This window comes from Sulfuricurvum sp., assembly GCF_023229695.1.
Classification (GTDB): domain Bacteria; phylum Campylobacterota; class Campylobacteria; order Campylobacterales; family Sulfurimonadaceae; genus Sulfuricurvum.
Genome location: NZ_JALNYS010000025.1, coordinates 23,580 through 35,957, shown reverse-complemented (window position 1 = coordinate 35,957; position 12,378 = coordinate 23,580). Strand labels below are relative to the sequence as shown.

The following is a 12,378-nucleotide window of genomic DNA, read 5'->3' as shown; positions in this document are numbered from 1 at the left end:
GGCTTGCCAGCTTGGCTCTCTCTAAAAACTCTTTCATGATTCCTCCCCCTCTTTCATTTTTGCCTCTATAAATGCTAAAAGACGTGTAAATTTTTTCATTTCTACCAGTTCTGACATGGTTTGAACGACGGTACTTTTCGGACCGTTCTTCTCATACCGCTGCATCTCCGCAATAATATCACGGCACTGTTCATGTTCCCGATTCTCCGATGCTGTTTTCAGCTCATTCACCAACAGCATAAAAAACATATTGGACTTCAGTTTATCAAAACTATCCTTTTGAATCCCTACATCCCCTTGTGCCTCCGCCGAGAGGGGGGTCTGCGAAACCGTATCCTCTCCCTTCTCTTCTAAAGAGTGAGTCTTTGATCCCGCATCCGGGGTTGTCTCTAGAGGTGCTTGCTCGATTGTTTCCGAAATCGTCTCCTCTTCAGGAATCTCTCGTACAACAGAGAGGTTTTCCTCTTCTATCCCAGCGGGCGGTTTTAACTCCCCTTTGCCTTTGCGCAGATACAAAACGGTGGCGATTATAACAGCCAAAACGATTAAAATCCACACCCCTGTAGATTCTTCCGCAACGGCAACCGGGACCTTGTTTGCTGTTACTGCTTTCGGCGTTACGGCCGGAATGGTTTCTACGGAAGGAGAGGCCGTCTCATTCTCCTCCGTCGCTGCGGCGACTGCGGCAGCGGCATGAACCATAAAGACGCTCCCCTCTGTCGGGCCATAATATTTATCAATATAGCTTTTCGGAAAAAGGGGAGAAAATTTTTCACGTATCCGATCGGCATTCTCTCTCCCTTCAATCGGCTCAATTCCGATTAAAAAAGCCCGCCCTGAAGGACGTGCAACGATCTCATACCGGTATTGCGATTGAAGCTTGTGATAACTTTCATCCAGTTTCGGTTCAAGCGCGTTTAATCCTTTTCTAGCCTCTTCAAATTTTGAGTAGGAGAGCAAAACGATCTTATACTCCTGAGCATACCCGTACGCCGCGCCAAATATCACGATCAGTATTAATGCAACCCGTTTCATATACCCCTGTTTCATTGCTCCATCGCCTTTTCAAACGTATTGACTTTCTCCATCACCTGCTGAAGAAGAGGTTCGATATACGAAAAACTCAACCCTTTTGTTTTCAAATAGTTCCCCACCGCTTCCGTATCAAAAAGCTCGATCGAACGGACCACCTCAAGCAATTCGCCATAAATCCCCTCCCCCTTCAGCAAAGCGGCCTCAATCTCCGGAGAGATATTTAGCCGGCTCAACACCTCTTTTTGGGGCATATGGAAGAGCAGATGGATCAAAGAGAGCATCCCGACAAAATAGGCTGTCGATTTTTCCCCTCTCGATGCGGACGGATTCACAAGATTTAAAAGAGAGCTCATCAATTCGGTACGGTTGATCACCATCAGCACCAGCGGTACACGCACTTCGGAATTTTTCTCCCCTTCGGAAAACATCAACAGCATAATCCACTGGGAGATCGGATCACGCCCCATCAGTTTCAACACATGCTCAATGGAGGAGACCGGGTTTCGCAGAGAAAAGGCTGCCGAATTGATAAAATGGAGCAGTTTCATACTCAGGGCGTGATTGTGTTGAAATTCTTCCACCAGTTCAGGTATCTCCGTATCGTTTTGGAGCAAATTCCAAAGGCGTATTATCCCCTCATGTTCCGGAGAAAAGGCCGCATTTTTGATAATATTGGGTTCGGAAATAAAGTACCCCTGAAAATAGTCAAATCCCATGGATCGGCACAATTCATACACATCATGGCTCTCGATTTTCGCCCCGATCAGCTTGATTCCGTACCGGCGCAACATCGGTATAAAATTTTTTACAAGGGTTAAATCGCTTCGCGAGACATCAATCTTCATATACTGGAGCGACGGCAATAAAGGGGCAAAGATATCGGCCGTTTTATGATCGTAAATGCAATCGTTTAATGCAAACAGATACCCCTCATCTTTTAATGCAGAGAGCCGTTTTAAAATGATCTCCGTAATTTTTGTATCGGTCAGGAGGGCATAAACAATTTTCTCTTTGGGAAGGGAGTGGATCACGTCGTATTCGAGAAACTCCCCGTCAATCCGTACAAATCCGAGATGTTTGCCCAGTATCGCATTCATGCTGAATGTTCCCAAAAGATTACTGATGACCGCAGCCGTCACACTGTTGTTATCGCTATGCCCGCTCTCACGGTACAGCAAATCGTATGCGGCGATCTTGGCCCGTGTATCAATGATGGGTTGACGTCCGATATATCTCTCACTCATGGATATCCCAATAGACTAAAGTAACAACAATTATAACAGGGGTTCACTGGAATCGGATAAAGAAAAGGGGAGTCTCCCCTTTTTTGGGAGAAATTCAAAAGAATAAAGGATGAACGGGCGAACCCTCTTCACTCTTTACCTTTTGCCCAAACGCTCAGATCGGGCAGAATGATCATAAATACTCTCGAATATCCTGCATTAATCTATCAAGATGGACCTTATACTGGTCGAAAAGGCTAAAATAACTCTGTTCCGTGTCACGCAGAGCGAGTTTCATATTTGAAGCAATTCCAGCGAGCATATGCGCTCCGATGTTTTCGCTTACACCGATAATATCAAGAAGATACGCATCCGCCGCTTCAATACGATTAGAGCGCAAAAATTCCCCTAATTTAACAGAAGAATCGGCATAGTCGGTAATAAACTCGGATAAGATTTCACGGTAAAAATCCCCGTCTCCTCCGCACGTTTCAAGCCCTTTATTAATATCTAAATTTTTTGTCATTACCGCTACTTCAAACTCATCTTTATCCGTTTCTTTGCCGGTATAGGCATAGATGATATTGTAGAGGGCTTCCATTCTCAGAGGCTTTGCCAACTGTTCAGCCATTCCCGCATCTTTCATCTTTTGTATGTCATCCGATGCGGTGTCCCCGCTCAGCGCTACAACCAAGATGTGATCAAACCGTGGATTTGCCCGAATGATACGGGTTGCCTCGAAACCATCCACTCTCGGCATGTGGGCATCCATTAAAATCATTACAAATTTTGTGTCGTGTTCAAGTATATCCAGTGCTTCCTGACCGTCATTGGCCATCACCAGCTCTATGCCGCTCTCCGCTAACAGACCCAAAATAACTTTTTGGTTGATCAGGTTGTCTTCTGCAACCAAAATTCTCTCACCGGCGAATTCAGAAAAATTTTGTTTTGTAATTTTTCCACGATCCGGAACGGACCGTTTTTGGATGCTCTTGTCACTTTTTCTTCTACCCATTAAAGATTTATCTTCGGGAGCCGATGCTATGACTCCAACCTCTTCTTCTTGTATCTCCGGAACTACGTTTACCTTCTCTTGGGCAACTGCTTCCGGACTATCCTTTTTTTCCGATGTATCACCGGGCGCTTGCGGAGTTGAGCCTCTTTTGAAAATAAAGTAAAAAACCAAAACGGCTGCCACTACGGCTACCGCAGCTATAATCACTTGTACATTAACCATTAGATACTCTTTTTTTCTTTAAATCATACACTATTTTACTTATAAAAAATACTATCGGTTTTCAGAAAATTGTATTGTCTGTTTATACTAATAACTGATGTTACGCACTCGATTCGTTTTCCGTCATCCTCGGGCTTGACCCGGGGATCCATCCCCATAAGAGAGAGCTGGATTCCCGATCGAGTCGGGAATGACGAAGCCAAAGGCAACTTTGAATGGCTAAAACCAATACTATGCGTAAGGTCACCTAATAATTTACGATGCCAAAGGCTGAATCATCGCAATCTCTTTGGCTTCAGACTGCATGGATCGATATAAATCCCATCGGATTTGGAGATTGAGCCAAAAATCCGCCGACATCCCGAAATATTTTGCCAAACGCAATGCCGTTGCAGGGGTAATCCCCCGTTTTTGATTGATGATCTCATTGACACGCTGATAAGGGACATGGATCGCATCAGCTAATGTCCGCTGAGATATCCCCATCGGTTCTAAAAATTCAGTGAGTAGCATTTCACCCGGATGGGTGGGAGGTCTGTGAGTTGGAATGTTCATCGCTTACTCCTTATGAGTGGTAATCGGTTATTTCTACATTTACCGCACCTGATTCACTCCATCTAAAACAGATGCGATATTGATCGTTGATACGGATACTCATTTGATCGTCTCTATTTCCACGCAGTTTTTCAAGACGATTTCCGGGGGGAACTTTTAATTCGTCCAACATGATGACCGAATCAATCTGATCGAGTTTTCGAAATGCACTTTTCCATAACTCACGACGTAATAAAAGCTCGATGGTTGTATTTTTTGATTTGATGCGTGACATATTGTAGGAACGAGAATTTTTGTCTGCCATGACAGCATTATAACGTGAAGAAAAAGGAAATGAGTTAAGTGAAAATGCCCTTCGACTAGCTCAGGGCGGACGGGAGAGATTAAAGTTCATCTTCTTTATATAACGGTTTACGGTTTGGAACTTTACCCAAAACACTACGAGCGTGCTTAATCTCCTTATATAATTGACCCCCCAATGGATAAGAACCTAGTGCAAACAGTGCTTGTAACTTTTTTTCTTTCTCGGCTTGATCAAGTGTAAGATGATTACTATTGCAATCTTGTTGTTTATATTGGGCATCTGAAATATTCATTTTTTATCCTTGGTATCTATTTATACAACTGGATAAATTAAAAAATAGTGAAAGTAAAAGTATAGATTATATTGAAGTAACAGAGTATCAGTGAAAAAGCTGGATTCCCGCTTTCGCGGGAATGACGGAGAAAACGCCCTTCGACTGGCTCAGGGTGAACGGAGAACGCACGCAAGGGTGTGTGGGCACTCTGCCGAAGAGAACCCAGTGTTAACGTAGCCAACGGGGGTTTTACTCCCGTGGCGTATAAAAATGGACTTACTCGATTTCAGCGTCGATGACGTCGTCATCTTTTTTCGCGTTTGATGAAGCGGCTTCGCCCCCTTCGTTTTGTTTGTACATTTGCTCTGCCATTTTGTGGCTTGCATCTGCCAATTTTTTGGTCGCGCTTTCGATCTCTTCTTTGGTCGAATCGGTATTTTTTAGTACCGCTTTAAGCTCTTCAAGAGCCGATTCGATCGCCGCTTTTTCGGATGCGTCGATTTTGCCTTCCATCTCTTTAAGCGATTTTTCGGTTTGGCTTGCAAGGGCGTCCGCCTGGTTGCGAAGGTCTACGATCTCTTTGCGTTTTGCATCTTCGGCTTTGTGGTTCTCCGCGTCCTGGACCATTTTGTTGATCTCTTCTTCGCTCAATCCTGAACTTCCCGAAATCGTGATAGACTGCGATTTGCCGGTCCCTTTATCGGTCGAGCTAACGGTCAAGATACCGTTGGCATCAATATCGAAAGTGACCTCGATTTGAGGTACACCGCGAGGTGCTGCCGGGATACCGTTAAGTTCAAACAATCCGAGAGATTTGTTATCGCGGGCGAATTCACGCTCACCCTGGACAACGCTGATGCTGACGGCCGGTTGGTTGTCTTCCGCAGTCGAGAACACTTGCGATTTTTTAACCGGGATAGTGGTCCCTTTTTCGATGATTTTCGTCGCGATACCGCCAAGCGTTTCGATCCCGAGAGACAACGGGGTAACGTCAAGAAGAAGTACGTCTTTAACATCTCCGCGAAGTACGCCGCCCTGAATCGCCGCACCGGCCGCTACGACCTCATCCGGATTCACCCCTTTGTTCAGCGTTTTACCGCCGAATTCATCGGATACCATTTTTTGTGCGATCGGAAGACGCGTTGATCCGCCGACCATGATAACTTCGTTGATCTCATTGTTGCTCATCCCTGCATCTTTCATTGCAGTTTTGATATGGCTGATCGTCTCTTTTACGAGAGTATCGATCATCCCTTCAAATTTTGCACGAGTCAATTTCACAACTAAGTGTTTTGGACCCGATGCGTCTGCGGTGATAAACGGAAGATTGATCTCTGTCTCTTCTGCGGATGAGAGCTCTTTTTTCGCATTTTCAGCCGCATCTTTGAGACGTTGAAGGGCCATTTTGTCCGCTTTTAGGTCGATTCCGTGGTCAGATTTGAACTCGGTTGCGAGGAAATCGACGATTTTATTATCGAAGTCGTCTCCACCGAGGAATGCATTCCCGTCTGTTGAAAGAACCTCGAAAGTCCCCTCAGAGATTTCAAGGACCGTAACGTCGAACGTTCCGCCCCCTAGGTCATAAACGAGAACTTTTTCATCCCCTTTTGAATCCAATCCGTATGCCAATGCAGATGCCGTCGGCTCATTGATGATACGAAGAACGTTAAGACCCGCGATCGTTCCCGCCTCTTTGGTCGCTTTACGCTGTGCATCATTGAAGTACGCAGGAACCGTAATAACCGCATCGCTTACCGCTTGGCCGAGATAGCTCTCTGCATCTGCTTTGAGTTTAGAGAGGATTTTTGCCGAAATCTCTTGAGGGGTATACACTTTACCCGCTACGTCAACCGCAGCCATACCGTTTTTATCGACGATTTTATAGGTGACTTTGTCGTGCGCCTCTTTCGCTTTTTCCTCGTTCATCATGAGACCCATGATACGTTTGACCGAGTAAATCGTTTTATCCGGGTTTGTGATCGCCTGACGTTTTGCAGGATCACCGACAAGGATCTCCCCTTTGTCCGTAAATGCAACTACGGAAGGAGTCGTGTTTTTCCCCTCTTTATTCGGGATAATTTTTGCTTCGCCCCCTTCATAGACCGCAACACATGAGTTTGTTGTTCCTAAATCGATACCAATAACTTTTGACATTTTGTTTCCTTATTATTTATTTTTTAACGCCATAGGAGCAAAGCCCCTATGGCTACGTTAACACTTGGTTTACTTCGGCAGTAAGCCCAAATGCGGCATATTGTATTTTCTACTTAATTGGCTATTACTACCATCGCATCTCTAAGGGTTCGCTCTTTGTATCGAAACCCTTTTTGAAACGTGTTGACGATATCACCGCTTTGATGGTCGGGACTCTCCACACGCTGAACCGCATTATGGATATTCGGGTCAAACGGTTCGGATTCATCCACCGGAGTCACCCCGTGTTTTTCGAGAACGCTTAAGAGTTGTTTCATCGTGAGTTCAACGCCCTCTTTGAGTTTCTCAAGCAATACTGTTGCATCGGCTTCGATAGCCGTTGCACCGATCGCCATAGAGAGTGAATCGACCACGGGGATCAAATCTTTCGCAAATTTTTCGTTTGCGTACTCAAGCGCTTGATATTTCTCACGCTCTAACCGTTTTTTGATATTGTCGAAATCGGCATGTACGCGGGCGTACTTATCTTTAAACGATGCCAATTCGGCTTGGATAGTTTCTAATTCATTCATGCTCTCAGCGACTGCTTCCTCACCCTCTTGCAGGGCAGGTTGTTCCTCGTTGATTACTTCTTCATTTACTTCGTTAGACATAAGTTTATACGACTCCTTTTTTGAAATCCGGTGTTATTATAATACATTGAGTCAACTGTTGTCAAGAGGAATATGATTGTTTTTAGGAAGAATAGTTGAGTCATATAGTATCAAGTGTATTTCACCCCCATAAATGCTATAATACCCTAAAAAAAGGGGTCGGATGTCTATCGGATTCAAGCGACTGTACCCTCTGTTTGCACTGCTTCTTTTTTCTTCGTTCGTATGGATGATTCCTCCGCCCCTTAACATCAGTGTCGAAGCATGGCATCTTTTCACCATTTTTCTTGCGGCTATTCTCTCGATACTCGGGAATCTCCTCCCCATTATCACCGCATCGCTCATTTCGTTGTCGCTCAGCGTCTTATCCGGTGTCATTGAACCCGCCAAAGCCTATGCCGGGTTTTCTGAGAGTTTTATCCTCCTGATCGTCGCCGCTTTTCTCGTCTCGCATGCCGTCCATAAATCGGGACTCGGCAAACGGATCTCTTTGCACATTATCCGCCGTTTCGGCCACTCTACTCTGGGGCTGGGATACAGCCTGATCGCCACCGATATCCTGATCGCCCCCGCATTTCCAAGCAATACAGCCCGCTCCGGCGTCCTCTATCCGATCGTCTATGGCCTCGCGCACGATTGCGGTTCGAAAACGGGGGACGGTACCCATAAAAAGGCGGGAAGTTATTTGATGATGACCTCGATGTCGGGGCTCACCATCTCCTCGGGACTTTGGCTCACCGCCATGGCGGTCAATCCGATCGGGGCTAAAATTTCCGAAACGATGGGAATCCATATCACATTCGGTTCTTGGTTCCTCTACGCTTTTCTGCCGACCCTCATCGCATTTCTCCTGATACCGTGGATGTTGTTTCGGATTTACCCCCCCGAACTCAAAGAAACCCCCGATGCCCCTCAAAAAGCGGTGGAAATGTTGCAGATCATGGGGGGGGTCAGCCGGAACGAATGGATTACCGGAGCCGTTTTTACAGGGATGCTCCTTTTGTGGTCCCTCTCGGGGATTTTCCCGATTGACAAGACCGCCGTCGCCTTCGGCGGTTTGGGGATTTTAATGGCGACGCGGGTATTCGGTATCGAAGATTTTAAAACGCAGGGGGAAGCGCTCAGCACCCTGATCTGGTTTGCCATCCTCTTCGCCCTGAGTACGCAGCTGGCCGAAATGGGATTTATGGGGGCGGTCGCGAACCATTTCACCACCTATTTGACCGGTTTATCCTGGGGATGGGTCTACCTTCTGCTGGTAATCGTTTATGTCCTGATCCACTACCTCTTCGTCTCCCAAAGTGCCCACCTGCTTGCCCTCTTCGGTATTTTTCTCAGCATCGGGATCTCAGCCGGCGTGCCGGGTGAACTGATGGCGATGATGCTCCTTTTCGCCACCAATTTCAACGCGACGATCACCCCGCAAGGTTCATCCTGCAACGCCATCTATCTCAGTTCCGGCTACATCAGCGCTCGTGAAATCTATCTTTACGGCGGAAGCGTGACACTGCTCAATCTCATCATCTTTTTAGCGATCGGTACCCCATGGATACTCGCCCTCTCCTAATGGTAACCCTGTTTAAACAGTTCTGCCGGAGCAAAGGGGGGAAAATTGCGATATCCCTCTCTTCGGTTTTCCTGATCCTCTACACTCTTCTCTTCACCCCGTGGGGCAATCAGCTCTTCAAACCGTGGGTAGAAAAACGGCTCAATGCACTGAGCGACGCTCCCCTGATCCTGAGCGACTTTCGTTTGCGATACAACGGATTTGATCTGATCGGCCATGACACCCTCTCCAATACGTTTGTCGTTCATGGCTCCTTCTCGCCGGCGAAACTAAAAACAGAGGCCCGCTATCGTCTCGTTTTCTCCCGTTTCGGAGGACTCAATCCCCTCCCCATGAGCTGGGAGACCTCCGGTACCCTAAACGGCGGCCTCTCCACCGTTACCCTTTCCGGTGATGCCCGCTACTCCCACGGATCTACCGCTTACCGGCTGACATTGCACCATCTTCACCTCGCCCGGATAGAGCTCGACCTTACCGCTTTTCCGATCACCCCGCTGATGAACCGGATGAAGTACCTCTCGGACAACGATTCGGCCCTTTACGGCTCCCTTCGACTAGAGGGGATCCATGAGCGCAACATTACCGGGTCCCTCTCTCTCAAAACCCGCACGAACCGGTTTAAGGCGACCGAAATTCCCGAAAACGACTCCAACGAGAGTTTCAGCCTCCAAAAACTCTTGGCCGATGAGCAGGGGAGAATCCGGCACTTTAACGTCGATCTCTCTGCCGATCTCTCCCTCGATGAAGCCGGGGTGGCGGAGCAGATCATCGGGATCCCGCTTCACGGTGCGATTGATCTAAACGGCCATTTAAAAGGGGATGAACATCACCTGACCCTCCATGCGGGGACAACCCTCTCCCGAAGCGCAACCGAAGCGACCCTCTTCTTTGAGGATCTTGAACCTTTCCGCCTGAAGCTCACTACGAAACACGCCGACATCGGTTCGCTGTTTCGTTTCTTTTGCTACCGCTCCCCGCTGGAAGGGAAACTGGACGCCCTCACCGATCTCACCTCCGAGGGGGGAAAAGTTTCCCTCCGCCTGAGTGATGCTCACACGATCCCGAAAATATTCAAACAAGAGTATAACCTCACCCAGCCCGCAATCCGTTTGAATGCCCTCCTCACCGCCGATTTGAATCCCAAAGGGGTCCGATATCAGGGGGAGCTCCTCTCTGATCTGAGCCGTCTGGAACTCAATACGACCACGACCCACGATCAAATGCTTCGGGAACTTTTAAATTCCATCTCCGGATCGGTGAGTAAAGGGAAGATTTAACCGTTTTAACCGACAATCCCCCTATGAAAACGATTGCCACCCTCCTCGACTATCACGACCGAACCAAACACCGTCGCGCGCGTTATGCCGCCAGTCTGGGGTACATGGACTGGGCTACCCAACCCGATCCTTTTCGGCGTTACAAGGGTGCAACGCTCATCCCGCTCACTCACTCTGAGGCAACACCCCCGTATCATCTTCTTTTTCAAAAAGATCCCTTGCCCACCGCACCGTTGTGTTATGAGTCACTTTCGCAACTCCTTCGCTACTCACTGGGACTAGCCGCTATCAAAAGTCACGGAGGCTCCTCGTGGGCGTTGCGCTGCAATGCCAGCAGCGGGAATCTCCATCCAACCGAGTGTTATGTTATTGCACCCTCTATTGAAGGGATAAGTGATCACGCCACTCTCTCCCATTATGCTCCCCGAGAACATGCGCTGGAACTGCTCCATACCTACGATTCATCCTTAGAAGAGGGGACATTTTTCATAGCCCTCAGCTCTGTTGTCTGGCGAGAAGCGTGGAAATACGGAGAGCGATGCTGGCGCTATTGCCAATTGGATGCGGGACACGCCTATCAGTCAATCAACATTGCCGCCTCAATGCTCGGATGGAAATGTGAATTGCTAAATGTCGATTCGACTAAGATTGCTTCATTGTGCGGACTTGATCAAGTTGAACGTTTTGATCCAAATGAAACAGAGAGTCCCGATCTTCTGATTCGAATCGGAGCAGGAACGTCACTCACATTGCCTCATACCCCTAAAATCTCCTACGATGCAAATCGACTCAGCCCCGCTCACCATCTTTGGCCTGTTTTAGAGGTAATAGCGGATGCGACTAAGGGGATCTATCCCAAAATACCCCCTCTAAAGAGGGGAAATTACCTTCCCGCCCCTTCCAAAAGCTCTGGAGAGATCATTCTCAAACGCCGCAGCGCACAAATGATGGACGGAAGCACAATAACACAGGAACAGTTTCGATCACTCTTGAGCGCCTCCTTGCTGTGTGAGAATACAAGCAATGTCCACTTTGTTCTTTTCGTTCATCGGGTAGAGGGGCTGGGAAAAGGGCTCTATCTCTATGTTCGTGACAAAAAAGATCTGATCTCTCTACAGCAGACATTGGATGAGACCTTTACGTGGAAAGAGTGCGACGAGGGGCTTTACCTCCTACGAGAAGGGGATTTTCGTGGTGCAGCTCAGATGGTTTCATGCAACCAAGAGATCGCCAAAGAGGGGGCGTTTAGTTTTGGGATGCTCTGCACGTTTTCATCAGCGCTCGAAATACACGGAGGAATCGGCTACAAAAATCTCTATCATCAATGCGGCATGATCGGCCAAATGCTCTATCTTGAAGCAACCTCGTTACATCTCAGTGCAACAGGGATCGGATGCTTTTTGGACGATGAGTTTCATGCCTTACTGGGGATAAGGGATCAACGCTATCAATCTCTTTACCATTTTACGATCGGCCGTGCGATTGTTGACACACGTATTACAACGTTGCCGCCCTACTGACTACTTATTCTCCGCATCGGTTAAGGTAAGGCAGAGGATCACTTTTTTTCCCTGAGCATGCAGCGCTTCGGCCGCTTCACTCAAGGTTAGACCGGTGGTCACAATATCATCGACCAATATCACCTCCTCTTCATTAAAAGGGGAACAGAGAAAGCCTCTGGGATTCATGAGGCGCTCTTCAACACTTTTCCCCGCATATTTATGATGATTCTGCGCTCGTAGTTTTCCGTAACGCGGTGTAATCGCGGGAGATCGGAGTGCACGGTTCAATACTGCCGTATGGCTGTAGCCGCTTTTGGGATCATCGTCGATCCCGATTGAAGCGACACGGTAACCATACTCCCATGTCTGCGCGAACGTCCCCAAAGAGCGCTTTGCGAGAATGGTGTAAATATAATATCCGATATCGGTATGCTTGGTCAGCAGCAGAGATTCGATCTCATCGTAGGGATAAAAAGAGTAGACGGGAATATTTCCGAGAATTTTACGTTTGTGGAGACGGGGAGTGAGCAGGTTGTTTTGACAAGTAACACAGATATGCGAAAAGCTCCAGCTCTCACATATCATGCATTTCATGCC

General features: G+C 47.5%; 12 protein-coding genes. 3 read left to right on the top strand and 9 right to left on the bottom strand.

Features of this window, described 5'->3' with window-relative positions; genetic code table 11:
* Nucleotides 1-33: 33 nt before the first annotated feature.
* The 8 genes from M0P91_RS14580 to grpE all read right to left on the bottom strand — a co-directional run bounded on the left by M0P91_RS14580 (nucleotide 34) and on the right by grpE (nucleotide 7,435).
* Complete coding sequence (locus M0P91_RS14580; protein ID WP_295069053.1) at nucleotides 34-1,050, bottom strand: hypothetical protein; 1,017 nt, start codon at nucleotides 1,048-1,050, stop codon at nucleotides 34-36.
* The gene (locus M0P91_RS14575; protein WP_295069050.1) at nucleotides 1,047-2,279 is read right to left on the bottom strand and encodes an EAL and HDOD domain-containing protein; all 1,233 of its coding nucleotides are present in this window, start codon (nucleotides 2,277-2,279) and stop codon (nucleotides 1,047-1,049) included. Before M0P91_RS14575 ends, M0P91_RS14580 begins: the two co-directional genes overlap by 4 nt.
* Before the next feature lie 172 nt (nucleotides 2,280-2,451).
* The gene (locus tag M0P91_RS14570; RefSeq protein WP_295069047.1) at nucleotides 2,452-3,495 is read right to left on the bottom strand and encodes a response regulator; all 1,044 of its coding nucleotides are present in this window, start codon (nucleotides 3,493-3,495) and stop codon (nucleotides 2,452-2,454) included.
* Between the two features lie 255 nt (nucleotides 3,496-3,750).
* Nucleotides 3,751-4,050: a HigA family addiction module antitoxin gene (locus tag M0P91_RS14565; protein WP_295069045.1), complete on the bottom strand. Its 300-nt coding sequence runs from the start codon at nucleotides 4,048-4,050 to the stop codon at nucleotides 3,751-3,753.
* A gap of 10 nt (nucleotides 4,051-4,060) precedes the next feature.
* Entirely contained in the window at nucleotides 4,061-4,354 is a 294-nt protein-coding gene (locus M0P91_RS14560) for a type II toxin-antitoxin system RelE/ParE family toxin (RefSeq protein ID WP_295069042.1), read from the bottom strand.
* A gap of 79 nt (nucleotides 4,355-4,433) precedes the next feature.
* Nucleotides 4,434-4,646 carry a hypothetical protein gene (locus M0P91_RS14555; RefSeq protein WP_295069041.1) on the bottom strand — a complete coding sequence of 71 codons (213 nt, stop codon included), beginning with the start codon at nucleotides 4,644-4,646 and terminating at the stop codon, nucleotides 4,434-4,436.
* 258 nt (nucleotides 4,647-4,904) lie between these two features.
* The gene (gene dnaK, locus M0P91_RS14550; protein WP_295069040.1) at nucleotides 4,905-6,782 is read right to left on the bottom strand and encodes a molecular chaperone DnaK; all 1,878 of its coding nucleotides are present in this window, start codon (nucleotides 6,780-6,782) and stop codon (nucleotides 4,905-4,907) included.
* Between the two features lie 113 nt (nucleotides 6,783-6,895).
* Entirely contained in the window at nucleotides 6,896-7,435 is a 540-nt protein-coding gene (gene grpE / locus M0P91_RS14545) for a nucleotide exchange factor GrpE (RefSeq protein WP_295069037.1), read from the bottom strand.
* Between the two features lie 163 nt (nucleotides 7,436-7,598).
* Between grpE and M0P91_RS14540 the strand changes: the two genes are divergently transcribed.
* The 3 genes from M0P91_RS14540 to M0P91_RS14530 are packed head-to-tail and all read left to right on the top strand — an operon-like array spanning nucleotide 7,599 to nucleotide 11,799.
* Nucleotides 7,599-9,002 carry a DASS family sodium-coupled anion symporter gene (locus tag M0P91_RS14540; RefSeq protein WP_295069034.1) on the top strand — a complete coding sequence of 468 codons (1,404 nt, stop codon included), beginning with the start codon at nucleotides 7,599-7,601 and terminating at the stop codon, nucleotides 9,000-9,002.
* Complete coding sequence (locus M0P91_RS14535) at nucleotides 9,002-10,279, top strand: hypothetical protein (protein WP_295069031.1); 1,278 nt, start codon at nucleotides 9,002-9,004, stop codon at nucleotides 10,277-10,279. Before M0P91_RS14540 ends, M0P91_RS14535 begins: the two co-directional genes overlap by 1 nt.
* 23 nt (nucleotides 10,280-10,302) lie before the next feature.
* Nucleotides 10,303-11,799 carry a SagB/ThcOx family dehydrogenase gene (locus M0P91_RS14530; RefSeq protein ID WP_295069028.1) on the top strand — a complete coding sequence of 499 codons (1,497 nt, stop codon included), beginning with the start codon at nucleotides 10,303-10,305 and terminating at the stop codon, nucleotides 11,797-11,799.
* Here the strand turns inward: M0P91_RS14530 and M0P91_RS14525 are convergent, their stop codons facing one another.
* On the bottom strand, nucleotides 11,800-12,375 hold the full coding sequence (locus M0P91_RS14525) for a ComF family protein (protein ID WP_295069025.1): 576 nt from the start codon (nucleotides 12,373-12,375) through the stop codon (nucleotides 11,800-11,802). It lies immediately after the preceding gene.
* Nucleotides 12,376-12,378 lie beyond the last annotated feature (3 nt).

Bases quoted from the DNA above. Each gene is read 5' to 3' on its own strand.
- M0P91_RS14575 (WP_295069050.1), bottom strand. From the start codon at position 2,279: ATGAGTGAGAGATATATCGGACGTCAACCCATCATTGATACACGGGCC.
- M0P91_RS14525 (WP_295069025.1), bottom strand. From the start codon at position 12,375: ATGAAATGCATGATATGTGAGAGCTGGAGCTTTTCGCATATCTGTGTT.
- grpE (WP_295069037.1), bottom strand. From the start codon at position 7,435: ATGTCTAACGAAGTAAATGAAGAAGTAATCAACGAGGAACAACCTGCC.
- dnaK (WP_295069040.1), bottom strand. From the start codon at position 6,782: ATGTCAAAAGTTATTGGTATCGATTTAGGAACAACAAACTCATGTGTT.
- M0P91_RS14535 (WP_295069031.1), top strand. From the start codon at position 9,002: ATGGTAACCCTGTTTAAACAGTTCTGCCGGAGCAAAGGGGGGAAAATT.
- M0P91_RS14560 (WP_295069042.1), bottom strand. From the start codon at position 4,354: ATGGCAGACAAAAATTCTCGTTCCTACAATATGTCACGCATCAAATCA.
- M0P91_RS14540 (WP_295069034.1), top strand. From the start codon at position 7,599: ATGTCTATCGGATTCAAGCGACTGTACCCTCTGTTTGCACTGCTTCTT.
- M0P91_RS14580 (WP_295069053.1), bottom strand. From the start codon at position 1,050: ATGAAACAGGGGTATATGAAACGGGTTGCATTAATACTGATCGTGATA.
- M0P91_RS14565 (WP_295069045.1), bottom strand. From the start codon at position 4,050: ATGAACATTCCAACTCACAGACCTCCCACCCATCCGGGTGAAATGCTA.
- M0P91_RS14530 (WP_295069028.1), top strand. From the start codon at position 10,303: ATGAAAACGATTGCCACCCTCCTCGACTATCACGACCGAACCAAACAC.
- M0P91_RS14555 (WP_295069041.1), bottom strand. From the start codon at position 4,646: ATGAATATTTCAGATGCCCAATATAAACAACAAGATTGCAATAGTAAT.
- M0P91_RS14570 (WP_295069047.1), bottom strand. From the start codon at position 3,495: ATGGTTAATGTACAAGTGATTATAGCTGCGGTAGCCGTAGTGGCAGCC.